Annotated in this window: 25 protein-coding genes and 1 pseudogene; 11 read left to right on the top strand and 15 right to left on the bottom strand. The window is 71.9% G+C overall.

Annotated features, from left to right (window positions below; all coding sequences use genetic code 11):
- Both TR46_RS44235 and TR46_RS14250 read left to right on the top strand, forming a co-directional pair.
- Window positions 1-215 (top strand): annotated as a pseudogene (locus tag TR46_RS44235) (hypothetical protein); the annotation flags it as partial.
- Window positions 212-1,072 (top strand): hypothetical protein, encoded by an 861-nt coding sequence (locus TR46_RS14250; protein WP_052432793.1) that lies wholly within the window; start codon window positions 212-214, stop codon window positions 1,070-1,072. The pseudogene TR46_RS44235 and the gene TR46_RS14250, both read left to right, overlap by 4 nt.
- Before the next feature lie 46 nt (window positions 1,073-1,118).
- Here the strand turns inward: TR46_RS14250 and TR46_RS42285 are convergent, their stop codons facing one another.
- Window positions 1,119-1,280, bottom strand: a complete 162-nt coding sequence (locus TR46_RS42285; protein ID WP_161790128.1) for a hypothetical protein — start codon at window positions 1,278-1,280, stop codon at window positions 1,119-1,121.
- 193 nt (window positions 1,281-1,473) lie between these two features.
- Here TR46_RS42285 and TR46_RS14255 point away from each other — a divergent pair, with 193 nt between their 5' ends.
- Both TR46_RS14255 and TR46_RS14260 read left to right on the top strand, forming a co-directional pair.
- Window positions 1,474-2,148, top strand: coding sequence for a response regulator transcription factor (locus TR46_RS14255; RefSeq protein ID WP_030264200.1), 675 nt, complete (start codon window positions 1,474-1,476; stop codon window positions 2,146-2,148).
- Between the two features lie 9 nt (window positions 2,149-2,157).
- Entirely contained in the window at window positions 2,158-3,480 is a 1,323-nt protein-coding gene (locus TR46_RS14260; protein ID WP_042399736.1) for a sensor histidine kinase, read from the top strand.
- Between the two features lie 81 nt (window positions 3,481-3,561).
- Here the strand turns inward: TR46_RS14260 and TR46_RS14265 are convergent, their stop codons facing one another.
- Window positions 3,562-4,113, bottom strand: coding sequence for a GtrA family protein (locus TR46_RS14265; RefSeq protein WP_042399739.1), 552 nt, complete (start codon window positions 4,111-4,113; stop codon window positions 3,562-3,564).
- Window positions 4,114-4,365: 252 nt separating this feature from the next.
- Here TR46_RS14265 and TR46_RS14270 point away from each other — a divergent pair, with 252 nt between their 5' ends.
- Genes TR46_RS14270 through TR46_RS14280 form a run of 3 tightly spaced genes read left to right on the top strand, consistent with a single transcriptional unit; the run spans window position 4,366 to window position 7,330 of the window.
- A complete protein-coding gene (locus TR46_RS14270) occupies window positions 4,366-5,559 on the top strand; it encodes a 5-(carboxyamino)imidazole ribonucleotide synthase (RefSeq protein ID WP_084718479.1) in 1,194 nt (397 codons plus the stop codon).
- Between the two features lie 14 nt (window positions 5,560-5,573).
- Window positions 5,574-6,101: a 5-(carboxyamino)imidazole ribonucleotide mutase gene (gene purE / locus TR46_RS14275; protein WP_042399747.1), complete on the top strand. Its 528-nt coding sequence runs from the start codon at window positions 5,574-5,576 to the stop codon at window positions 6,099-6,101.
- A gap of 8 nt (window positions 6,102-6,109) precedes the next feature.
- Window positions 6,110-7,330, top strand: coding sequence for a dipeptidase (locus tag TR46_RS14280; protein ID WP_042399749.1), 1,221 nt, complete (start codon window positions 6,110-6,112; stop codon window positions 7,328-7,330).
- A 145-nt stretch (window positions 7,331-7,475) separates the two neighbouring features.
- Here the strand turns inward: TR46_RS14280 and TR46_RS14285 are convergent, their stop codons facing one another.
- A complete protein-coding gene (locus TR46_RS14285) occupies window positions 7,476-8,198 on the bottom strand; it encodes a TetR/AcrR family transcriptional regulator (protein WP_042399751.1) in 723 nt (240 codons plus the stop codon).
- A 94-nt stretch (window positions 8,199-8,292) separates the two neighbouring features.
- On the opposite strand from TR46_RS14285, the gene TR46_RS14290 reads away from it, so the two are divergent.
- Together TR46_RS14290 and TR46_RS14295 are read left to right on the top strand one after the other, a co-directional pair.
- Window positions 8,293-9,771 (top strand): APC family permease, encoded by a 1,479-nt coding sequence (locus tag TR46_RS14290; protein ID WP_042399753.1) that lies wholly within the window; start codon window positions 8,293-8,295, stop codon window positions 9,769-9,771.
- A 68-nt stretch (window positions 9,772-9,839) separates the two neighbouring features.
- A complete protein-coding gene (locus TR46_RS14295) occupies window positions 9,840-11,480 on the top strand; it encodes an amidohydrolase (protein WP_042399755.1) in 1,641 nt (546 codons plus the stop codon).
- Between the two features lie 60 nt (window positions 11,481-11,540).
- Here TR46_RS14295 and TR46_RS14300 read toward each other — a convergent pair whose 3' ends face one another.
- The 4 genes from TR46_RS14300 to TR46_RS14315 form a co-directional block, all read right to left on the bottom strand.
- A complete protein-coding gene (locus tag TR46_RS14300) occupies window positions 11,541-12,200 on the bottom strand; it encodes a hypothetical protein (protein WP_042399758.1) in 660 nt (219 codons plus the stop codon).
- Window positions 12,197-13,021, bottom strand: a complete 825-nt coding sequence (locus tag TR46_RS14305) for an ABC transporter ATP-binding protein (protein WP_042399760.1) — start codon at window positions 13,019-13,021, stop codon at window positions 12,197-12,199. Before TR46_RS14305 ends, TR46_RS14300 begins: the two co-directional genes overlap by 4 nt.
- 90 nt (window positions 13,022-13,111) lie before the next feature.
- Window positions 13,112-13,528 carry a CoA-binding protein gene (locus tag TR46_RS14310; protein ID WP_042399763.1) on the bottom strand — a complete coding sequence of 139 codons (417 nt, stop codon included), beginning with the start codon at window positions 13,526-13,528 and terminating at the stop codon, window positions 13,112-13,114.
- Window positions 13,529-13,623: 95 nt separating this feature from the next.
- Window positions 13,624-14,964, bottom strand: coding sequence for a UDP-glucose dehydrogenase family protein (locus TR46_RS14315; protein ID WP_269084259.1), 1,341 nt, complete (start codon window positions 14,962-14,964; stop codon window positions 13,624-13,626).
- Window positions 14,965-15,129: 165 nt separating this feature from the next.
- Here TR46_RS14315 and TR46_RS14320 point away from each other — a divergent pair, with 165 nt between their 5' ends.
- Window positions 15,130-16,305 (top strand): acyl-CoA dehydrogenase family protein, encoded by a 1,176-nt coding sequence (locus TR46_RS14320; protein WP_042399766.1) that lies wholly within the window; start codon window positions 15,130-15,132, stop codon window positions 16,303-16,305.
- A gap of 98 nt (window positions 16,306-16,403) precedes the next feature.
- Here the strand turns inward: TR46_RS14320 and TR46_RS14325 are convergent, their stop codons facing one another.
- Window positions 16,404-17,054 (bottom strand): FMN-dependent NADH-azoreductase, encoded by a 651-nt coding sequence (locus tag TR46_RS14325; protein ID WP_042399769.1) that lies wholly within the window; start codon window positions 17,052-17,054, stop codon window positions 16,404-16,406.
- A gap of 99 nt (window positions 17,055-17,153) precedes the next feature.
- On the opposite strand from TR46_RS14325, the gene TR46_RS14330 reads away from it, so the two are divergent.
- Window positions 17,154-17,522: a winged helix-turn-helix transcriptional regulator gene (locus TR46_RS14330; RefSeq protein WP_042399772.1), complete on the top strand. Its 369-nt coding sequence runs from the start codon at window positions 17,154-17,156 to the stop codon at window positions 17,520-17,522.
- A gap of 15 nt (window positions 17,523-17,537) precedes the next feature.
- On the opposite strand, the gene TR46_RS14335 is transcribed toward TR46_RS14330, so the two are convergent.
- The 7 genes from TR46_RS14335 to TR46_RS14365 all read right to left on the bottom strand — a co-directional run bounded on the left by TR46_RS14335 (window position 17,538) and on the right by TR46_RS14365 (window position 22,922).
- Complete coding sequence (locus TR46_RS14335) at window positions 17,538-17,954, bottom strand: luciferase domain-containing protein (protein ID WP_042399775.1); 417 nt, start codon at window positions 17,952-17,954, stop codon at window positions 17,538-17,540.
- A 90-nt stretch (window positions 17,955-18,044) separates the two neighbouring features.
- On the bottom strand, window positions 18,045-18,272 hold the full coding sequence (locus tag TR46_RS45040; protein WP_042399778.1) for a hypothetical protein: 228 nt from the start codon (window positions 18,270-18,272) through the stop codon (window positions 18,045-18,047).
- Between the two features lie 122 nt (window positions 18,273-18,394).
- Complete coding sequence (locus TR46_RS14345; protein WP_042399780.1) at window positions 18,395-19,870, bottom strand: aromatic amino acid lyase; 1,476 nt, start codon at window positions 19,868-19,870, stop codon at window positions 18,395-18,397.
- 370 nt (window positions 19,871-20,240) lie between these two features.
- Window positions 20,241-20,591: a group I truncated hemoglobin gene (locus TR46_RS14350; RefSeq protein WP_042399783.1), complete on the bottom strand. Its 351-nt coding sequence runs from the start codon at window positions 20,589-20,591 to the stop codon at window positions 20,241-20,243.
- Between the two features lie 56 nt (window positions 20,592-20,647).
- The gene (locus tag TR46_RS14355) at window positions 20,648-21,631 is read right to left on the bottom strand and encodes a GNAT family N-acetyltransferase (protein WP_042399784.1); all 984 of its coding nucleotides are present in this window, start codon (window positions 21,629-21,631) and stop codon (window positions 20,648-20,650) included.
- 222 nt (window positions 21,632-21,853) lie between these two features.
- Complete coding sequence (locus TR46_RS14360; protein ID WP_042399928.1) at window positions 21,854-22,177, bottom strand: DMT family transporter; 324 nt, start codon at window positions 22,175-22,177, stop codon at window positions 21,854-21,856.
- A 28-nt stretch (window positions 22,178-22,205) separates the two neighbouring features.
- Complete coding sequence (locus tag TR46_RS14365) at window positions 22,206-22,922, bottom strand: HAD family hydrolase (RefSeq protein ID WP_042399786.1); 717 nt, start codon at window positions 22,920-22,922, stop codon at window positions 22,206-22,208.
- Window positions 22,923-23,026 lie beyond the last annotated feature (104 nt).

Consider the following 23,026-nt stretch of genomic DNA (forward strand, 5'->3'; position numbering starts at 1 on the left):
GCGCCGGGCCCGTGCTGCCCGGTCCGGGCCGGCCCCCGGTCCGCGGCGACGCTCCGGCCCGAACCGACCCCGCCCCCGGCACCTCCGCCGACCCCGCCCCCGGCACCTCGGCCCGCTCCGACACCCCTGCCCGCACCGGCCCCCCGGCCCGCACCAGCACCCAGGCCCGCACCCCTGGTCCTCCCTCCCTCCTCGACAAAGGAATCGACGCGTGAACAGAAACAGGCTCGCCTGGGGCGCGCTGCTGGCCACCACCGGAGCAGCGCTGCTCGCCGGTGTGGAACCGGCCGCCGCGGCCAACGACAGCTTCGCGACCACCTGCATTCCGCCGGCCGGCGTGGGGCTGGGCACGGTCCACGGCACCACGATCGCCAGTCTGACCGCCTCCAGCAGCTCGCCGAAGGTCGGCCAGTCAGTCACCGTCACCTGGACCACGGTGAAGGCCGCCTCCGACAACCCCGGTCTCATCGACCTCCAGCCCAATACGGTGAAGCCCAGCGGCAAGATCAAGGTGGCCGGTGCGCAGTCGGACACCCTGGCCGTGAGCGGTCCGATGGTGAATCCGGCGATCCCCAAGAACTCACCGATGGTGATCTCCGCGATGACCGGGACGTTCACCCCGACCAAGGCCGGCCAGGTGACCTTCAGCCCGACCGGCTACACCATCACCGTCCTGGGGACCAACACCGTGTGCACCGCGGACTCCCCGACCGTCGGGCTGACCCTCACCGTCACCGGGTCCAGCAGCGGCTCCGGCGGCAGCACCAGCTCGGGCAGCTCTGGCGGCTCCTCGTCCAGCGGCGGCGGCACGTCCAGCACCGGCGGTTCCACGACCACCGCCGGCTCCTCGTCCACCGGCGGGGGCGGCTCCAGCACCGGCGGAAGCTCGACCACCGGCGGAAGCTCGACCACCGGCGGCTCGTCGGGCAGCGGCTCCACCGGCGGCCTTGCCAGCACCGGCGGCGACAGCGACAGCATCCGCGCGCTGGGCCTGATCGGCGGCACGGTCCTGCTGGTCGGCGCGGCGGTGTTCGCGCTCACCCCCTGGCGCCGGCTGCGACGCTCCCGCTGAGCAGCGCCCGCCGGCAGCACTCCGCGGTGCCCGGGCGGCGTGGACCTCAGTTCACGTCGCCCATCAGCGCCCGGATCCGCCCCGCCGCCAGGTAGAAGGCGATCGCGCAGACCACCGCGAGCGCCGCCTGGGTGTAGAAGTACACGTTCTGGCTCATCACCTCGGTGAGCCGGGCGGCCCACCCGTTCACCGCGTCGCCGGTCGCCACAGGGTGGCCGGACCGCGCGGATGCCCCAAGGAGCCCTTGTCCTCCCCCGGCGGCGCTCCGCCCTCCCTGAGTACCGCTTCCTGCGCCATCCGCCACCTCTCCCGACCCGTCCCTGATGCGACGTTAGGTGACGCGCTGTGACCTCGCCGGTCGGGAGGGCCGTCCGTGCATCCCCGGGCACTACGATCAGGGCATGACCCGTGTACTGCTCGCCGAGGACGACGTCGCCATCTCGGAACCGCTCGCCCGCGCGCTGCGCCGCGAGGGATACGAGGTCGTGGTTCGGGAGGACGGCCCCTCGGCCCTGGAAGCCGGGCTCGAGGGCGGCAACATCGACCTGCTGGTGCTCGACCTGGGCCTGCCCGGGATGGACGGCCTGGAGGTGTGCCGGCGGCTGCGCGCGGACGGCCACGGCTTCCCGGTGCTGGTGCTCACCGCCCGTGCCGACGAGGTCGACACCGTGGTGGGACTGGACGCCGGCGCCGACGACTACGTCACCAAGCCGTTCCGGCTCGCCGAGCTGCTGGCCCGGGTCCGCGCCCTGCTGCGCCGCGGCACGGTGGACCTCACCACCGGCGCCCACGGTGTGAAGATCGACGTCGAGTCGCACCGCGCCTGGATCGGCGAGGAGGAACTGCAGCTCTCCGCCAAGGAGTTCGAGCTGCTCCGGGTGCTGGTGCGGGACGCGGGCCGGGTGGTCACCCGGGAGCAGATCATGCGCCAGGTCTGGGACACCACCTGGTGGACCTCCACCAAGACCCTCGACATGCACATCTCCTGGCTCCGCAAGAAGCTCGGCGACGACGCGGCCAGTCCCCGCTACATCACCACGGTGCGCGGCGTCGGCTTCCGCTTCGAGAAGGGCTAGCCGGCAGACGTGCAGCGCAGGCTGATCAACTCCACCCTCGCGGTCGTCCTGGTCGTGGTCGTGCTGTTCTGCGCCCCGCTGGCGCTGATCGAGAAACGCAGCATCGAGAACAACGCCCAGGCGCAGGTCAGCTCGGAGGCGGTGCACCTGATCGGCGTGGTGGAGAACCGCCGGGTCGCCGGCGAGCCCATCGACGCCGAGGCACTTGCCGGGCTGACCAGCCAGAACGCCCAGCGCTACGCCGTCGTCGAGGTGCCGGGGCAGGCCACCATCACCCTCGGCGACAAGCCGGGCGACGGCGACCCGATCAGCGCCTCCCAGACCGGGCCGCACGGCGAGCGGGTCACCGTCCAGGAGTCCCGCGACCCGCTGAACCGTGACATCCGCAACATGCTGCTGCTGCTCGCCCTGGTCGCGCTGCTCACCATCGTGGCGGCGACACTGCTCGCGGTCTGGCAGGCCAAGCGGCTGGCCCGGCCGCTCACCGACCTCGCCGAGACCGCCGAACGCCTGGGATCGGGCGATCCGCGCCCCCGGCAGCGCCGCTACGGCGTGGTCGAGCTGGACCGGGTCGCCGAGGTGCTGGACGCCAGCGCCGAGCGCATCGCCCGGATGCTCACCGCCGAGCGCCGGCTCGCCGCCGACGCCTCGCACCAGCTGCGCACCCCGCTTACCGCGCTGTCGATGCGGCTGGAGGAGATCGCCGAGACCGACGACCTGGGCACGGTCAGGGAGGAGGCCGCGATCGCCCTGGGCCAGGTGGAGCGGCTCACCGACGTGGTGCAGCGGCTGCTCACCAACAGCCGGGACCAGCGCAAGAGCTCGGCCAAGCCGTTCGAGCTGGACGAGGTGATCAAGCAGCAGGCCGAGGAGTGGAGCCCCGCGCTGCGCCGCGGCGGACGCACCCTCTACCTGGAGGGCCCGCCCGGACTGCTGGCGCTGGGCAACTCCGGCGCGGTGGCCCAGGTGCTGGCGGCGCTGATCGAGAACTCGCTGATGCACGGCGACGGGGCGGTCACCATCCGTACCCGGGTCAGGAGCACCTCGGTGGTGCTGGAGGTCCAGGACGAGGGCGCGGGCGTCCCCAGCGAGCTGGGCGCGCGGGTCTTCGAGCGCGCCGTCAGCGGACACAACTCCACCGGCATCGGCCTGGCCGTCGCCCGCGACCTCGCGGAGGCGGACGGAGGCCGACTGGAACTGCTGTCCCAGCGGCCTCCGGTGTTCGCGCTGTTTCTCGGCAAAGCCGAGCCAAAGGGAGGAAGCCTGGGGCGGCCCGAGGGCGGCTCGCAGGGCGGATCCAAGGAGCGGAAAAGGGTCGAGCCCGAGGGCTGAACTCCTTGGCTGCAGAGCTCCTCAAAGCTCCGCAGAGCTCCTCAAAGCTCCGCAGAGCTCCTCAAAGCTCCGCAGAGCTCCTCAGAGCTCCTTGGCCTCGGCGTGCCCCGTGCTCATCTTGACCTGCTCGGCGGCGAGGATCCGCTCTGCCTGGCCGACCGCGTCGGCGGCCTCGATCACGGCCGCGGCCGCCTCGGGGACAGCTTTGAAGACCCAGGTCCGGTAGGACCAGAAGCGGAAGACCGTGGCGACCCCGATGCCGATCACGGTGCACACCAGCTTCTCCAGCTTGGTGTCCAGGCCGAGGCCGTAGGTCAGCGCGTAGAGCACGGCGTTCTGGATCAGCAGGCCGATGCCGCTGAAGATCAGGAACAGGGTGATCTCGCGGGACCGGGTCTTCTTGTCGGCCTTGCGGTACACCCAGTACCGGTAGCCGATGTAGTTCGTGCCGATCGCGATCAGCGTCGCGACGATGTTGGCCCGGACCGTCTGCATCGAGTCGAGCAGGATGCTGAAGGCGACCAACTGGACGACGACACCGACTATGCCGACGATCCCGAACTTGGCCAGCTCATTGATGAGCCTACGCAGAACGTTGGGCGCTGCGGGCGCTGTGTCGGGGCTCGAAGTCATCGGTGTCCGTCTCTTTCATGGCTGTGCGGAGCGGCTTCCATCGTAATTCGGCCACCCGCTCCCTCGCCGGGCCAGCGCAGGCATCTCATGGGACTCACACACGAGTCCTGACTGCAAAGCCTCAAGCATCCACCATAGACGAATCCCGTGCCGGCGGGACGGGCCCTGCTGGGACGGCATCGGAGCCGGGCCCACCCGGCCGCCCTGGCCTGCGGTGATGGCCGAACGGCGGGCGGCTATATCCTCTGGGGTGTGACATTTCCAGTAGTCGGCATGATCGGCGGCGGCCAGCTCGCCCGAATGGCGCACCAGGCGGCGATCCCGCTGGGTGTGAAGTTCAAGCTCCTCGCGGACACCCCGCAGGACTCGGCGGCCCTGGTGGTGAACGACGTCGTCCTCGGTGACTACCGCGACCTCGACACCCTGCGGCGCTTCGCGGCCGGCTGCGACGTCATCACCTTCGACCACGAACACGTGCCGACCGAGCACCTGCGGGCGCTCCAGGCCGAGGGCGTCGTGGTCCGTCCGGGCCCGGACGCGCTGGTGTTCGCGCAGGACAAGGGGTTGATGCGGGCCAGGCTGGACGAGCTGGGCGTGCCCTGCCCCCGGCACCGCCTGGTCGCCGACCCGGCGGACGTCACCGCCTTCGCGGCCGAGGGCTCCGGCTTCCCGGTGGTGCTGAAGACCACCCGCGGCGGCTACGACGGCAAGGGCGTCTGGGTGGTCCGGGACGAGTCCGAGGCGGCCGAGCCGTTCCGGGCCGGCGTCCCGGTCCTCGCCGAGGAGAAGGTCGACTTCGTCCGGGAGCTCGCGGCGGACGTCGTGCGCTCCCCGCACGGGCAGGCGGTCGCCTATCCGGTGGTCGAGTCCTGGCAGAAGGACGGCATCTGCCACGAGGTGACCGCCCCGGCCCCCGACCTCTCGGCGGACCTGGCCCGCCCGTCGCCCGCCACCACCCTTGCCCGGGGGCGCTTCGCGCCCGCACCCCTTGAGGAGGCCCAGGCGCTGGCCCTGCGCATCGCCGGCGAGCTGGACATCACCGGGCACCTCGCGGTCGAGCTGTTCCAGACCCGGGACGGCCGCATCCTGGTCAACGAGCTGGCCATGCGACCGCACAACTCGGGCCACTGGTCCATCGACGGCGCGGTCACCTCGCAGTTCGAGAACCACGTCCGCGCGGTGCTGGACCTGCCGCTGGGCGACCCCCGCCCGCGCGCGCCCTGGACCGTGATGGTCAACGTCCTCGGCGGCGACTACCCGGACATGTACCACGCCTACCTGCACTGCATGGCCCGCGATCCGGGGCTGCGGATCCACATGTACGGCAAGGACGTGAAGCCCGGCCGTAAAGTTGGGCACGTCACAGTCTTCGGGGACGACCTGGACGACGTCCGGGAGCGCGCCCGCCATGCCGCCGCCTACCTGCGCGGCGACATCACCGAGTAGCGAGGGGACAACGCATGCCTGAGCAGCCGTTGGTCGGCATCGTCATGGGATCGGACTCCGACTGGCCGGTGATGGAGGCCGCAGCCAAGGCCCTCGACGAGTTCGAGGTCGGCTACGAGGTCGACGTCCTGTCCGCGCACCGGATGCCGCGCGAGATGGTGGAGTACGGGGAGCAGGCCGCCGGGCGCGGCCTGAAGGCGATCATCGCGGGCGCCGGCGGCGCCGCCCACCTGCCCGGGATGCTGGCCTCGGTCACCACCCTGCCGGTGATCGGCGTGCCGGTGCCGCTGAAGTACCTGGACGGTATGGACTCGCTGCTCTCCATCGTGCAGATGCCGGCCGGCGTCCCGGTGGCGACCGTGTCCATCGGCGGGGCGCGCAACGCCGGGCTGCTGGCGGTCCGTCAGCTGGCCGCGTTCGACCCCGAACTCGCCGAGCGGATGCGGGACTTCCAGCAGGAGCTGAACAACCAGGCCGCCGACAAGGGCAAGAAGCTGCGTGCCAAGGTCAGCGGCGGCAACAGCTTCGGCTTCGGGAGCTGAGCGTCCGGATGAGCGAGCCGACGGACTGGACCGCCCCCGCGCCCGAACTGCTGGACCGGGCCCGGGCCCTGCTCGCCGAGTACCCCGTCGTCGACGGCCACAACGACCTGCCCTGGGCGCTGCGCCAGCAGGTCGGCTACGACCTGGACGCCAGGGACATCGACACCGACCAGAGCGCCCATCTGCACACCGACCTGGCCCGCTTGGCGGCCGGCGGCGTCGGCGCGCAGTTCTGGTCGGTGTACGTGCGCACGGACTTCACCGGCGACCGGGCCGTCAGCGCCACTCTGGAGCAGATGGACTGCGTACGGGCGCTGGCGGCCCGCTACCCCGACCGGCTCCGACTCGCCTTCACAGCGGACGAGATGGAGGGGGTCCGGGCCGAGGGCCGGGGCCGGATCGCCTCGCTGATGGGCGCCGAGGGCGGACACTCCGTCAACTGCTCGCTGGCCACGCTGCGGGCCCTGTACGCCCTGGGCGTCCGTTACATGACGCTCACTCACAACGACAACCTGCCGTGGGCGGACTCCGCCACCGACAAGCCGGCCGCGGGCGGCCTCACCCGTTTCGGCGAGGAGGTCGTCCGGGAGATGAACCGGCTCGGCATGCTGGTCGACCTCTCGCACGTCTCCGCGGACACCATGCGGGACGCGCTCAGGGTGACCCGCGCGCCGGTGATCTTCTCGCACTCCTCCTCGCGCGCCGTCTGCGACCACCCGCGCAACATCCCGGACGACGTGCTGGAGCAGCTGGCCGTCAACGGCGGGGTGGCGATGGCCACCTTCGTACCCAAGTTCATCCTCCCCGACGCCATCGCCTGGACGCAGTCCGCCGACGCCAACCTGGAGGCCCACGGCTTCCACGCGCTGGAGACCACCCCGGAGGCGATGGTGGTCCAACGGGCGTTCGAGGCGGCGCACCCGAGGCCGCGGGCCTCGGCGGCGACGGTGGGGGACCACCTCGACCACATGCGAGAGGTGGCCGGGATCGACCACATCGGCATCGGCGGCGACTACGACGGCACCGCGTTCACCCCTGACGGGCTGGAAGATGTCTCGGGGTACCCGAACCTGATCGCCGAACTCCTCGGACGGGGCTGGTCGGAGGAGGACCTCGCCAAGCTCACCTGGCGCAACGCGGTTCGCGTACTCCGCGAGGCGGAGGGCGTCGCCCGTTCGCTGGGGGGCGAGAAGCCGTCCATCGCGACGATCGAGCAGCTGGACGGCTAGGCAGCGTGTCGGCTGCGGCGTCTCCCCGGCTGATGTCCGCGCAGTTCCCCGCGCCCCTGAGAAGTGCAACTGAGCCAGTTGCAGACCCCCAGGGGCGCGGGGAACTGCGCGACAAGCCACCTACGGTCCGCACCTGAAGTCCCGTTCAGCAACCTCCCGCTACCCGAAGCCGCGCCTCCGCCGCACCGAGGAACTGCTCCAGCGTCGGGGCATACGCACTGCGCCCCATCTCCGCCCGCAGCAACCCCGCCACCGCGGCGATGTTGGGGTGCGTCTCGGCGGGCAGCCCGCTGTAGGTGTGGTCCCACACCTCCCGCTCCGCGGCCCGTGCCTCGGCCGGCAGTGCCAGCCCCGCGGCGTCCAGCGCGGCGAAGGCCAGCCCCAGGTCGACGAAGCCGTGGTAGAGCCGGACCGCCTCGGCGTCCGGGAACCCGGCCCCGCGGAGCACTCCGAGGATGGTCTCGATCGCCCGCGCCTCGTTGGCGCGCCCGGTGACCCGGTACGTCGCCAGCGCGGCGGCCTGCGGATGCTGCTGGTAGGCCGCGTGCATCCGCAGCCCCAGCTCGCGCAGGTCCGTGCGCCACTCGCCGGTGGGCTGCCAGCCGGTCCAGGCCTGGCCGATCAGCTCGTCCGCGACCGCCAGCAGCAGGTCGTCGGTGTTGCGGAAGTACCGGTACAGCGCGCTGGGATCCGCACCCAGCGCCGCGCCGAGCCGCCGTACGGTCAGCGCCGCGGCGCTGTGCTGCCGGATCAGCCGCAGCGCCGTCTCCACGATCAGCGCCTCGGACAGCACCGTGCCCTGCTTGGTCGGGCGCCGCCGTCTGCGGGCTGCCTCGGTCACCACGGACCGGTCGGGTGGGGTCGTCATCCGTTCACCTTATGTCAACGCCATTGACCTTGTCCTGGAGCGCGCGGTTCCATGGCGCTCCGACAGCAGCCGGTGCGGCAGACAGGTGGGTCCCATGAGCGATGAGATGCGCAGATCCCTCGGTGTGGTGGACGGTGTGGTGATCGCGGCGTCCAGTACTGCCGCCACCACCAGCATCGGCATCGGGATGGGCCTGCTGGCCGGAGTGGTCGGGCTGCACCTGCCGATCATCATGCTGCTGGCGTTCCTGCCGATCCTCGGCATCGCCGGGGCGTACGGGCGGCTCAACCGGGTCGAGCCCAACTGCGGCAACGGCTACGTCTGGGTCGGCCGCTCGCTCAGCCCCTGGCTGGGCTTCCTCTCCGGCTGGGTCAACCTGGTCGGCACCGTGGTGTTCATGGCGTACACCACCACCGTCACCGGCTCGGCGATCCTGCAGTTCCTCGGCGAGGCCCACCTCACCAGCGTCGCCGGCATCGGCCTGAACCCGGACTCCACCCTGCAGTCCACGCTGATCGGCCTGTTCGTCCTGGCCGCGGTGACCGTGGCGGCCACCACCGGCGTCGACGTGGCGGCCAGGCTGCAGCGCTATCTGCTGGCCTTCGAGTACCTGGTGCTGCTGGGCTTCTGCGGCTACGGCCTGTTCGCCGGCAGCCAGCCGTTCAGCCTGGACTGGTTCGACCCCTTCGGCATCCCGTCCTTCAGCGCCCTGGCCCAGGGCATGGTGCTCGCCGTGTTCTGCTACTGGGGCTTCGACGCCGCCTTCAGCGTCAACGAGGAGGTCCGCGACCCGCGCGACGCCTCGCGCGGCGGCACCATCGCGCTGTTCACCATGCTCGGCCTGTTCCTGCTCGGCGCCACCGCCTTCCAGCGGGTGCTCAGCGTGCAGCAGCTGGCCGACCACGGCGCGGAGGGGCTCACCTACTTCGGCAACCAGCTCGCCCACCAGCCGCTCGCGGCGCTGCCGCTGGTCGCGTTGATGTTCTCGGCCGTCGCCTCGCTGCAGGCAGGTGTCATCCCCAGCGCCCGCGGCATGCTCGCGATGGGCCGCGACCGCACGCTGGGTCCGGTCTGGGCCCGGATCAGCCCCCGCTACGGCACCCCGGCCGCCGGAACCGTGCTGCTGGGCGCGATCGCCGCCGCCATCGCGGTGCTGTCGCTGGTGCTGCCCAAGGTGAGCGACCTGATCAGCGCCGCCGTCAACGCCATCGGTATCGTCGTCGCGCTGTACTACGGACTGACGGCACTGGCCGCGGCCACCCGCTTCCGCGGGCTGCTGCGGACGGCGCCGTGGCAGGGGGTGCGCGCGGTGGTGGTGCCGGTGCTCAGCGCGCTGGTGCTGTTCGCCCTCGGCGGCTACCTCTGCTGGACCTTCTACCGCTCCACCGACCACTTCGCGGTGGACGCGGCCAACGGCTGGTTCCAGCTGTCCATCCCGGTGCTGATGATCGTGTCCGGGGTGCTGGTGGCGGCCTGGGCCAAGTGGGTCCGCAAGTCCGACTACTTCACCACCGGACGCGGCACCGACGCCGACGCCGCCGACCTGCTGGGCGAGGCGCCCGTATCAGCCTGACGTACCGTCACCCGTCCTTCGCCGCAAGACCGCACGCCCTCTGTAGCCCCGCACCACCTGGAGTCCGCATGACCACCACCCACGCCGACCTGGTCCTCACCGGCGGCCCCGTCCTCACCGTCGACGGTGCGCGCAGCCGGGCCGGCTCCGTGGCCGTCACCGCCGGGAGGATCACCGCTGTCGGCCACGACGAGGTCCGGGGGCTGATCGGTCCCGGCACCGAGGTCGTGGACCTGGCCGGGCGGCTGCTGCTGCCCGGTTTCCAGGACGCGCACATCCACGCCGTCTACGGCGGCGTGGAACTGGGCGAGTGCGACCTCACCGGCACCATCGACCCGGACGAGTACCGCCGCCGGATCAGCGCCTACGCCGAGGCGCACCCGGAACGGGAGTGGATCACCGGCGGCGGCTGGTCCATGGAGAGCTTCCCCGGCGGCACCCCGACCCGGCAGATCCTGGACGCCCTGGTCCCGGACCGCCCGGTCTACCTGCTGAACCGCGACCACCACGGCGCCTGGGCCAACACCCGCGCCCTGGAGCTGGCCGGGATCGACGCCGCCACCCCGGACCCGGCCGACGGCCGGATCGAACGCGAGGCCGACGCGACCCCCGGCGGAACCCTGCAGGAGGGCGCGACCGGTCTGGTCGCCCGGCTCGTCCCGCCGACCACCCTGGCCGACCGGGTGGCCGGCCTGATGCGGGCGCAGCGACTGCTGCACTCGCTCGGCATCACCGCCTGGCAGGACGCCCTGCTCGGCGTCTTCAACGGCCAGCCGGACCCGGCCGACGCCTACCTGGCCGCCGCGTCCGACGGCAGCCTCACCGCGCGGGTCAACGGCGCGCTGTGGTGGGACCGTTCGCGCGGCGCCGAGCAGATCCCCGAGCTGGTCCAGCGGCGCAAGGCGCTGCGGGTCGGCCGGCTGCGGGCCGACTCCGTCAAGATCATGCAGGACGGCATCACCGAGAACTTCACCGCCGCGATGACCACCCCCTACCTGGACGGCTGCGGCTGCTCGACCGCCAACAGCGGCCTCAGCTTCGTCGACCCGGACGCACTGCGGGACTACGTCACCGAGCTGGACGCCCTCGACTTCCAGGTCCACTTCCACGCCCTCGGCGACCGCGCGGTGCGGGAGGCGCTGGACGCCATCGAGGCCGCCCGCGCGGCCAACGGGTACCGGGACACCCGGCACCACCTCGCCCACCTCCAGGTGGTCCACCCCGACGACGTCCCCCGCTTCCGCGCCCTGGGCGCGGTCGCCAACCTCCAGCCGCTGTGGGCGGCCCATGAGCCGCAGATGGACGAGCTCACCATCCCCTTCCTGGGCGGGGACTCGGCGCAGTGGCAGTACCCCTTCGCCGACCTGCTCCGCTCCGGCGCGACCCTCGCCTCCGGCAGCGACTGGCCGGTGAGCAGCCCGGACCCGATCCAGGGGATCCACACGGCGGTCAACCGGCGGGCGTACGGCGACACCGAGCACCCGGCCTTCCTCCCGGACCAGCGGCTGGACCTCGGCACAGCGGTGGCGGCCTACACGGCGGGGTCCGCGTACGTGAACCACCTGGACGACAGCGGCACCATCCGCGTCGGCGCGGAGGCCGACTTCGTCGTCCTGGATCGTGATCCGTTCGCGGGGGCCCCGGAGGAGATCGGCTCCACCCGGGTGGAGCAGACGTTCGTGGCGGGGCAGCGGGTCTGGTGCAGGTAGTACACGGCTGATGTCCGCGCGGTTGCCCGCGCCCCTATAGGGGCGCGGGCAACCGCATACCTATGCAGCGCGTCCCGCCGACCGCACCACGGCACCGCCGCAGAGGAACAGCAACAGCAGAGCCGCAGCCAGTTCCCACCAGGGAAAGACCGTCGGTCCCGGCGAAGCCGCCCCGCGGATGGCGGCGTTGATCGGCGACCACGGCGCCACCAGCAGCACGATCGACGCCGCAGCCAGTACCAGGACACCGGTCGCGGGCCGCCCCAGAACCGGTGGCGCGCACACCGCGCCCAGCGCCACACCCACGAACAGCCCCACGACGATCCCCGCACCGCCGTCGCGGGCGATCGCGCCCAGCGGCAGCGTGGAGAGCGGGACCCCCGGCGGCGGGCTGCTCATGGTCCACTCGAACACCCCGGCGACCACCGCGAGCACCGCGCCGACGCCCAGGGCCACGCCCAGCGCAGCGCCCTGCACTCGGCGCGGCCCGGCCGCGGCCGAGGCACAGGCGCGGGCGGCAGCCGGCTCCCCGGAGAGGACCGTGCGGGTGAGCCACCCTGCGCCCGGCACCAGCATGCCCGCGCACCAGCCCAGCGAGTCCCCGTACTGCTGTCCGCCGAACACCCCGGCGACGATCAGTAAGGCGAAGAACAGCACCGGCGGCAGCCAGCGCTGCGACCGCAGCAGCAGGGCCAGTTGATAGCGGATCAGCGCGCTCATCGCACCGCCTCGACCTGCTCGACGTGGACCGTCGAGTCGGCCAGCAGGGTCCGCAGGACGTCGTCGCTGTACCGGATCCCGACCGTCACCCGGACGGTGTCGGGGGCGGGCTCGCCCACCGCGCCGACACCGGGGAGCTCCGCCAGGCCCTTGGCCCCGCCCAGCCGTCCGGTCAGCGTGATCACCACGGCCGCCGTGCCGCTCCCGGCCTCGTCAGCACGCACCGTGCCGTCGCCGACGTGCCACCGCAGCGCCGGCAGTGCCGCCAGCCTGGTCGGGTCGTGGTCGACGAAGAGCACGGTGCAGCCCTGTTCGAGCCGTTCGGCGACGGCCTGGTCGAGGACGGCCCGCGCATCCTGGTCCAAGCCGGTCCAGGCCTCGTCCAGGACCAGCAACTCCGGGTCGCCCACCAGGGCCTGGGCCACGGCGACCTTCTGGCAGGTGCCCTTGGAGAGTTCGGCCAGCGGCGTCCCGGCGAAGGCCGCGGCTCCCAGCCGCTCCAGCATCGCGGTGGCCCGCCGGGCCGGCTCGGCGCCGTGCAGGCCGTGCACCCGGCCCAGATGGCAGAGATAGTCGTGTGAGGTGAACGGGAGTGCGGCCGGAAAGCGCTCCGGCACGTACGCCCGGCGTGCGGGCCGTTCGTGGACGGCGCCACGATTGGGTTCGCACGCCCCCACCACCACCCGCAGCAGAGTCGACTTGCCGCCTCCGTTGCCGCCGGTGGCCCGCAGCAGCTGACCCTGGTGCAGTTCGAGGCTGACATCCCGCAGCACCCACGGGTCGCGTCGGCCGTAGCGGACCGCGATGCGGTGAAGTCGCATGCGGCCCAGCGTAGATCGCCCCCGACGGCCGCGTCAGCGGGACTGCGTCAGCGGGACTGCGTAAACGGGACTGCGTCAGCAGGGCCTGTGTCAGCGGGACAGCCGCGGGATCTCGATCGCCGGGCAGCGGTCCATCACCATGGCGACGCCGGCGTCCCGGGTCCGCGCGTACGCGGCCTCGTCGATGACGTCCAGCTGGAACCAGACCGCCTTGGCGCCCACCGCCACCGCCTCGTCGGCCACCGCACCGGCCAGCCGGCTGTTGACGAAGACGTCCACCACGTCCACCGGGAACGGGATGGCGGACAGCGAGGGGTAGCCCTGCTCGCCGTGCACGGTCTCGGCGGAGGGGTGCACCGGCACCACCCGCTTGCCGTACTGCTGCAGCACCTTGGCCACCCGGTAGGCGGCGCGTGCGGTGTTGTTGGAGAGGCCCACCACCGCCCAGGTGTCCCCGGTGCCCTCCAGGATCTCGCGGACGGTGGCGTCGTCGCCGTAGCTGCTCATCGGTGTGCTCCCTCGGTCACCCGCGAGAACCGATGAGCAGCGTCCGGCATTCCTGCTTCAGGCAGGCATACCCGCTTCAGCCCGGCGTTCCCGCTTCAGCTGGGACGGCCCAGGGCCCGGTAGGTCCAGCCGGCTTTGCGCCACAGCAGCGGGTCGAGGACGTTGCGGCCGTCCAGGATCCGGCGTTCGGCGACGACCTGGCCGAGCTCGTCCGGGTCCATGGTGCGGAACTCCTTCCACTCGGTGAGGTGCAGCACCACGTGGGCGCCGGTGACCGCCTCCACCACCGAGCCGGCGAAGTTCAGCGCCGGGAAGCCCTTGCGGGCGTTGTCCATGGCCTTGGGGTCGTAGACGGTGACCTGCGCGCCCTGGAGCTGGAGCTGGCCGGCGACATTGAGCGCGGGGGAGTCCCGGACGTCGTCGGAGTCCGGCTTGAAAGCCGCACCGAGGACCGCGATCCGGCGGCCGAGCAGCGCGCCGCCGCACTGCTCGCGGGCCAGCTCGACCATCCGCGAGCGGCGCCGCATGTTGATGGAGTCGACCTCGCGGAGGAAGGTCAGTGCCTGGTCGGCGCCCAGCTCCCCGGCCCTGGCCATGAACGCGCGGATGTCCTTGGGCAGGCAGCCGCCGCCGAAGCCCAGTCCGGCGTTGAGGAACTTGCCGCCGATCCGGGCGTCGTAGGCGAGCGCGCCGGAGAGCTGCACCACATCGGCGCCGGAGGCCTCGCAGACCTCGGCCATCGCGTTGATGAAGGAGATCTTGGTGGCCAGGAACGAGTTGGCGGCCGTCTTCACCAGTTCCGCGGTGGGGAAGTCGGTGACGACCAGCGGCACGCCCTTGTCGGTCAGCGGCGCGTACACCTTGCGCAGCGTGGCCTCGGCCTCGGCGCTGCGGACCCCGATGACCAGCCGGTCGGGGTTGAGGGTGTCGTCCACGGCGTAGCCCTCGCGCAGGAACTCGGGGTTCCAGGCGACCTCGGCGGCGGCGCCGACCGGCGCGGTCCCGGCCAGCCGCCGGGACAGCCGTTCGGCGCTGCCGACCGGGACGGTGGACTTCCCCACCACCAGGGTGGGCCTGGTCAGGTGCGGGGCCAGGAGGTCGAAGGCGGACTCGACATAGGTCATGTCGCAGGCGAACTCTCCGCGCTTCTGCGGGGTGTTGGTGCAGATGAAGTGGATGTCGCCGAAGGCGCCGACCTCCTCCCAGGAAGTCGTGAAGCGCAGGCGTCCGGTCGAGCCCTCCAGCCCGTGGAGGTGCTTGCGCAGCAGCTCCTCCAGACCGGGTTCGTACATCGGGACGGTCCCGGAGGCGAGGGCGGCGACCCGCTCGGGAAGGATGTCGAGCCCCATGACCTCGTAGCCGAGCTCAGCCATGCAGGCGGCATGGGTCGTACCCAGGTAACCGGTCCCGATAACGGTGATCTTCACGGCGCTGATCGTCCTTCCGCCGGTGCGATTGTGAAGCAAGTAAGACGCGCCTGCGGATCCTACTCGCGGAGTCTGAACGCTGTATCCGAGGTCACTGGGCGGATTGCGGCCCGGAAGCTCTAGAATCTGGGTGAGCAGATGTTACTTAACGGTAGATAACTTGGGGTGAGACGCATGGCGTCCAATGGTTCGTCCAACGGGTCCGCGGACTTCGACCTGTTCCGGGTGTCCGAGGAGCACGACATGCTCCGGGACGCGGTGCGCTCGCTCGCCGAGTCCAAGATCGCCCCCTTCGCCGCGGAGGTGGACGAACAGGCCCGCTTTCCGCAGGAGGCACTGGACGCGCTGACCGCCAACGACCTCCATGCGGTCCACGTCCCCGAGGAGTACGGCGGGGCCGGAGCCGACGCGCTGGCGACCGTGATCGTGATCGAGGAGGTGGCCCGGGTCTGCGCCTCCTCCTCGCTGATCCCGGCCGTCAACAAGCTCGGCTCGCTGCCGGTGGTCCTGTCCGGCGACGAGGCGCTGAAGCAGAAGTACCTGGCCCCGCTGGCCGCCGGCGACGGCATGTTCTCCTACTGCCTGTCCGAGCCGGACGCCGGCTCGGACGCGGCCGGGATGAAGACCCGCGCGGTGCGTGACGGCGACTTCTGGGTGCTCAACGGGGTCAAGCGGTGGATCACCAACGCCGGGGTCTCCGAGTTCTACACGGTCATGGCGGTCACCGACCCGGAGAAGCGCTCCAAGGGCATCTCCGCCTTCGTGGTGGAGAAGGGCGACGAGGGCGTGTCCTTCGGTGCCCCGGAGAAGAAGCTGGGCATCAAGGGCTCGCCGACCCGCGAGGTCTACCTGGACAACGTCCGGATCCCGGCCGACCGCATCATCGGCGCCGAGGGCACCGGCTTCGCCACCGCGATGAAGACCCTGGACCACACCCGGATCACCATCGCCGCCCAGGCGTTGGGCATCGCCCAGGGCGCCCTGGACTACGCCGCCGGCTACGTCAAGGAGCGCAAGCAGTTCGGCAAGGCGATCGCCGAGTTCCAGGGCATCCAGTTCATGCTGGCCGACATGGCCATGAAGCTGGAGGCGGCCCGCCAGCTCACCTACGCGGCCGCCGCGCGCTCGCAGCGCGGCGACGGCGACCTGACCTTCTTCGGCGCCGCCGCCAAGTGCTTCGCCTCCGACGCCGCGATGGAGATCACCACCGACGCGGTCCAGCTCCTCGGCGGTTACGGCTACACCCGCGACTACCCGCTGGAGCGGATGATGCGGGACGCCAAGATCACCCAGATCTACGAGGGCACCAACCAGGTCCAGCGCATCGTCATGGCGCGCAACCTGCCGTAGCGGGTGGCGCGTTCCTGCAGGTCGAGAAAGTCGAAGGGCGCCCGTTGCGGGTGCCCTTCGGTGTTGGCGGGGTCGTCGGCCGGGTCCCGTGTCCCGGGTTACGCGGCCACGCGCCCGGCGACGGCCTTGGCCTTGGCGTCCGCCTCCTGCAGGGCGCGCTCGCGGGACGCCTCGAACACCGGCACGAACTCGGCCAGCGCCGGGACGTACGGTGCCATGGTCATCTCGGGGACGATGAAGTCGAGTTCCATTCCGAGGGCGTCGGCCAGGACGGACTTGAGGTAGTTCTGCACGTACTCGAAGGGCTCCCGCGGCGTACCCGGCGCGTAGGAGCCGCCGCGGCTGGCCACGACGGTGACCGGGATGCCCGCGGCGGAGGGGTTCTCGCCGCCGGTGCGGCCCATCAGGATCACATTGTCCAGCCACGCCTTGAGAGTCGACGGGATCGAGTAGTTGTACATCGGCGCGCCGATGAGCACCGCGTCGGCCTGCTCCAGTTCCTCGATCAGCTTCACCCGCCGGGCGAAGGCCTCCGCCTGCGCGGGAGTGTGCGCGGCCGGGTCGGCGAAGCCGGCGCTGTGGGAGTCCGCCGTGATGTGCGGGACCGGATCAGCGGCCAGGTCGCGGTAGACGACCGTCCCCTCCGGGTGCTGGGCCTGCCAGGCCTTGCGGAACGCCTCCGTCACGGCGCGGGAGGCGGACGCCTCGCTGGAGGAGATGGACGAGTCGATGTGCAGCAGGGTGGCCATGTGTCTCTCCGCTCGGGCTAAGGTTTCGTACCTAGCTATATCTACCATAGGAGCTTACTTTTTTTCACTCCACTTCCATGGAGACGATACCCTGGACCCATGGCGGAGGAGTGGAAGCACGACCCATCGGGGTGCAAGGAGGTGGACGGCGACATCAGCCGCGTCTTCCAGCTGCTGGGCAAGCGCTGGACCGGCCAGATCCTGGCCGTACTGGTGGAGCAGCCGACCCACTTCGCCAATCTGCGCCGGGCCGTTCCCGGCCTCAGCGAGCGCATGCTCTCCGACCGGCTGACCGAACTCGGCGCCGCCGGGCTCGTCACCCGCGAGGTCGACGAAGGCCCCCCGCTGCGTGTCTCCTACCGGCTCACCGAATCGGGTGCCGCTCTGGAGCCCTCGTTCAGACAGCTGGGCGAGTGGGCCAAGAAGTACCTGCCCGCCGGCAATCCAGCGGCGGGCTGCCGGGAGTAGCCGGTCGCCGCGCCGTCAGGCGGCGTGGTGGGGGCGGTGCCGGTCGCGGCCGGTCTCCGCAGCGGGATGCGTGGGGTCGGTGTGGATGATCTCCACGCGGCCCATGTTGCAGGGCTCGGACGGGCTGTGGCCGGCCTTGAGGCAGAGGCTGACCAGGGAGACCAGGAGGTCGCCGTCGGCGTCGCAGTCCAGGTGGACGGTGGCCCAGGCCGAGTCGGGGTGCAGTCGGAAGGCGGTGGAGCGCTCCAGTTCGTCGTGGATGCGCTCGATCACCGGGCGGGTGAGCAGCACGTCGGCATCGCGCTCGGTGTGCAGATGCACGATCTCGCGGCCATCCGCGAAGATCGCTGATCCGGTGCCGCAACTGGCCGGTGCGGTGCTGAGGTCGGGCCAGGTCGCTAGCTGATCGACGGCACGACGCGTGGCGGTCATGCGCCCATCATCCCCCGTATGCCCGGGAATTCACCACCCTTCAGGGGAAGGTTCGCCCGATGGGGCCGAACGGTTCCGCAGTCGGTTCCGCTAGCGGGTCTCGCGCGACGGGGGCAGAGGTTCGGAGCCGGCCGCGGCGCGGTCGTGGCGGGGGTGAGGATCGGGGCGCGGGTCCGGGCGTGGGTCCGGGCGTGGGGCGGGGCTCCGGCCGGGGCGCAGATGGCCGAAGCGGAGCATGCGGCCCACCAGCAGTCCCAGCAGTACGGAGCCGACGAGCCAGGCGCCGAGCACCAGCAGAACCGTCCCGGCAGTCCCCATGGCACCTCCTCGCTCTTCTCCGTGATGGATCGCACACGCTCGGTGACGATCCCCCTCCATCATCGCTCCTCCCCGGTCCTCCGAGTCAACTCCTCGTTCCTGTGCGGATTCACAGGGAGACGCTAGGGCCTGGCCAGCAGGTCGGCCGCCGCCTCCACGTCCGGGGTGAGGTCGCGGTCGGCGGTGCCGGGGTTGAGCACTTCGCCGGCCTCGCGCTGGAAGCGGCCCAACTCCGTTGCCGGGTCCAGGATCACGCCGTTCATCCGGAGCGCGCGGACGGCGATGACCAGTTCGCAGGCGAGGACCAGGCGGAGCAGGACGACGCTGTCGAACAGGTGCCGGGCGCCGGCCGCGGCGAAGCTGGCGTGCTCCTCCACTCCGCGGGACAGCACCGCGTGGCCGAGGGTCACCGGCTGGGCCAGGGTGCGCAGTTCGGCCAGCGCGGCCTGCGCGGCGTACTCGGTGATCATGACACCGCTGCTGCCGTCCTCGTCCTGGGCCAGGAAGGCCGGCAGGCCGGTGAAGACAGGCGAGACCAGCACCCCGACCCTGGCGGTGGACAGCTGCGCCGTTCCCAGCGCGGCCAGCCGCAGCTGGTCCGTGGCCAGGGCCAGCGAGGCCTGGTGGAAGCCGCCGTGGTGGTGGTAGTCCGCGGGCTCCAGCGAGAGCAGCGGGTTCTCGGCGGCGGCGTTGATCTCGATGGCGAGGACCGACTCCAGCGCGTCGGCGGCGTCCAGGGCGGCCCCGTGCACCTGCGGCAGGCAGCGGAAGCCGAACGGGTCCTGCACCATCGGCGGCTCCCAGGGCAGTGGGTCGAGCAGCTCGCGCATCCGGGCGGCGACCCTGGTCGCCCCGGCGTAGGGACGCAGTGCGTGCACCACCGAGGCGAAGGGCTCGGTGGAGCCGTGGATCACGGTCAGCGAGAGCGCCGCCACCAGCGGGACGGCGTCCAGCAGTCGGGCCAGGTCGTGCTGGGCCAGCGCGGCCTGGCCGACCGTCAGGGCGCTGCTGGACATCAGCGGCAGCGCGTCCCAGCGGTCCAGCGCCAGCGGTTCCGGGGCGGGGCCGCTGCCCTGGCCCTCGCGCCAGGGGTGCTCCCCGGCCAGGGCCAGGCCGAGTTCGGCCAGCGCGGCGAGGTCGCCGGTGCCGACCGAGCCGAAGGCGTGGACCACCGGGACGTGGCCGCTGTCGAGGGCCTGGCCGATCCGGTCCGCGACCTCGGCGCTGATCGCCGAGCCGGCCCGCAGCAGCTGGTTCAGCCGCACCGCGAGCATGGCGCGGGTCTCCTCGACCGGTACCAGCGGGCCGATGGCGCCGCTGTGGCTGCGGAGCAGCCGCATGCCGTGGTCGCCGGCGGCGGCCTCGCTGAGGTCGGTGGTCCGGTTGGCGCCGACGCCGGTGGTGAGCCCGTAGACCCGGCGCCGGGTGACCACGTCCTCGGCGGTCCGCCGGGCCTGCAGCATCCGCTCCCGGGAGGCGGGGTCGATCCGGGCCCTCGCGGTGCGCCGGGCGAGCGCCGCGATGTCGGAGGGGGTGAGCGAGGCGCCGTCCAGGGTCAGCGTCGGCGTCTTCGTTATCGGGGTGGGCGTGGAGGTCAAGGGTGCTGGATGCCTTCCTGGGTGGACGCGTGCTTGGTCTCGGGGGCCCGGGCGAGGCCGGCGGGCAGGCCGAGCGCGAGCATGCCGGCGAGCCGCACCATGGACCGGCCCACGCCGAGGGAGCTGGGCTCACCGGCAGCACGAAGGTACCGACTACCGAGGCCGTCCGGCTGGTCCCGTTCAGGAAGCCGACGTCGGAGGCGCGCGGCGCGGTCGGGAACAGCTCGGGCGGATGGACCGGGGTGATGTGGCCGCGCCGATGATGCCGAGGGCGTACCCGTCCGAGAAGTAGGCGCCGAAGGCGGTGGCGGTGGTCCGCAGGTGGCAGGCAGCGCAGCGGCTCCCGCTCCGCTGCGCTGCCTGCCACGGCTCAGACGGTGATCTCCGCGCGCAGCGGGGCGAGTGCGGCGGCGATCTCGCCGATGGTCCGCTCCGGGACCCCGAGCGAGGCCAGGGTGGCCGCGAGATGGCCCACCACCGCGTCGAAGTGCTCGTCGGTGATGCCCCGTCCCGCGTGCACTTCCGCCATCGGGCGGCCGCGGTAGGCCTCGGGGCCGCCCAGGGCCGCCCCGATGAAGGCCCGCTGATGCGCCTTCAACTGCGGCAGCGGTGTGCTCCCGAAGAAGCCGGCGAGTGCCGGGTCGGCCAGCACCCGCCGGTAGAAGTCGTCCACGGCCGCGGTGACCGCGGCCTCCCCGCCGATCGATTCATAGATGGTCATGGCAAGGGAGTATGACAATCAGTCAAGTATTCGAAAAGAGGCTTTAGTTGGCAGGGTCAGCCCCAGGTCATGACCAGCTCGCGCTCGAACACCCGGTAGCCGTTGCGCTCGAACGACCGGGCCATCGGGACATTGCCGACATCGGTGGAGGCGCGGACGGAGTCGCCGCTGTTGGCCTCCTCGGCCGCGAGCACCCGGGTGCCCTCGGCCAGTAGCTGGTCGATCCAGCCGTGCCCGCGGTGGCCGGGCAGCACGCCGATGTAGGCGATGATCGGGCGGTAGCTGTTGCGGGCGGCGATGACGAAGCCCACCGGCTCCCCGTCCGGGAGCGTGCCGACCCGCCACCAGGAGCGCGGCGTGGTGTAGTGCGCCATCTCGTCGTCGTACTGCTCCTGGGCGACCTGGCGGGGTGTCATCCGGGTCAGGTCGTCGCGGCAGTAGGCGTCCAGGGTGCCGTCCAGGACCCGGGTCATCAGCTCGACCAGTTCGGTCTCGCCGTCGACCGGGCGGAAGGAGAGCTGTCCGGTCGGCGCGGGTACCGGGGTGCCCGGGTCCCACTGGAGCCTCAGCCGTTCGACGAAGACCTCGGCGCCGGCGGCCCGCATGACGGCGATCCGCTGTTCGATGCCGGGGCGCACGGCCGGGTCCTCGCGCCAGTCGGCGGGCAGGAAGCGGGTGTACTTGGGCGGGACGACGCCCTCGGGGAGCACCGCCTCCGTCGCGGTGCTCAGCAGCAGCCGGGCGGTCTCCTGGTGGCCCTCCTCGAAGTCGAAGACATCCAGCAGGAACGGGGCGTCGTCCTGCGGACGGCACCACCAGGCGAGGCGGGCCAGCAGCCGGCCCCCGCCGTCGACGGCGACCCACAGCCAGGGCAGCCGGCGCCGGCCGGCGGTGAGGTCGTCGGCGATCTCGTGATTGAAGACGTAGGGGATCCGGTTGAACAGCTCGACCTCGTCCGGTCCGGAGAGCGGACGGATCGTCAGGTCGGCGGGAACGGCCGGCGTCGAGGGGTTTGCAGGTACGGCGGGTACTGCGGTCAAGGTGCACTCCAGGACGGGTGCGCCCGGCCGCTCCGGGTCAGCGGTGCTGCGGGTCCCGGGAGGGCATGGGCGCGTACGGGTGAGCGGTCATCGCGTCGCCCTCCTTTCATGTCCGTGGATCCGTCTGCGGATCGGTGACCCGTTGTACCCCGGCGGCCCGCCGGGTCGCAACGCATTTGTTCATGGGGATACTGCCATGCGCGGGAGAGTCCTGAGCGGCGGTCAGTGCGAAGCACCTCCCAGGTTCAACGCCACCACCCCGGCGATGATCAGGGCGATCCCGGCGAGCTTCAGGACGTTGATCCCCTCGCCGAGGAAGGCGAAGCCGATCCCCGCGACCACCGCCGTACCGGCCCCGGACCAGATCGCGTAGGCGGTGCTCACCGGTATGTGCTTGAGCGCCTGGGCCAGGAACACGAAGGAGAGGCCGTAGCCGACGACCACGACCAGGCTGGGCAGCAGCCGGCTGAACCCCTCCGAGTACTTCAGCGAGACGGTCGCGCAGATCTCGCTGCTGATGGCCAGGGCGAGCAGCAGATAGGGCATGGGCAGGCTGGGCATGGGCGGTAGGTCCTCACGGGCGGGTACTGGAGCGGTCTTCCCCGGCCCGAACCAGCGCTCGCAGCAGGGCAAGATCCACGTCCAGCAGGCTACCCACCACCAGGCGTCCCGGGGCCTGCTCGACCGGGGCGTCCGACGGCACGGCCAGCACCGCGCAGCCGGCGGCCTCGGCCGAGGCGATGCCGGTGGGGGTGTCCTCGACGGCGACGCAGTGCGCGGTCGGGACGCCCAGGGCGGCTGCGGCGGCCAGGTAGGGGTCCGGGGCGGGCTTGGTGCGCGGGGTCTCCCCGGCGGCGAAGGAGACCGCGAAGCGGTGCCGTCCCAGCGAGTCCAGCACGACGTCGACGACGTGCCGGGGGGAGGCGGAGACCAGGGCGGTGGTGACGCCGGAGGCGACCAGCGCGTCCAGCAGTGCGAGGGCCCCGGGCATCGGCACCACCTCGGCGGCGACCAGCACCGCGAAGCGGCGTTCCAGCGCGGCGGTGAGGTCGGCCGGCGGGGGCGTGTGCGGTCCGGAGAGCTCGGGGGGTGCGGAGAGCAGGCGGCGGTGCAGGTGCTCGGCGGTGTCCGCGGCGGCGCGGCCGAGGATGTACGGCTGGTCGTGCTCGTCCAGGGCCAGGCCGAGTTGCCCGGCCTCGGTCCTCACCGCCTGCAGCCAGAGGATCTCGGTGTCGACCAGGGTTCCGTCCATGTCGAACAGGACGGCCTGGAGCTGGTCGGTGGCTTGCATCGGTGGCACGTGAGCTGCTCTCTGCGGGGGCGGGGTGGGCGGGGTGGTGGTTCTGACGGATGGTCGGTTGCGGGCCGTAGTCGGCTGGGGCGCAGCCCCCAGGG

The sequence above is a fragment of the Streptacidiphilus carbonis genome (assembly GCF_000787775.1).
Lineage (GTDB): Bacteria > Actinomycetota > Actinomycetes > Streptomycetales > Streptomycetaceae > Streptacidiphilus > Streptacidiphilus carbonis.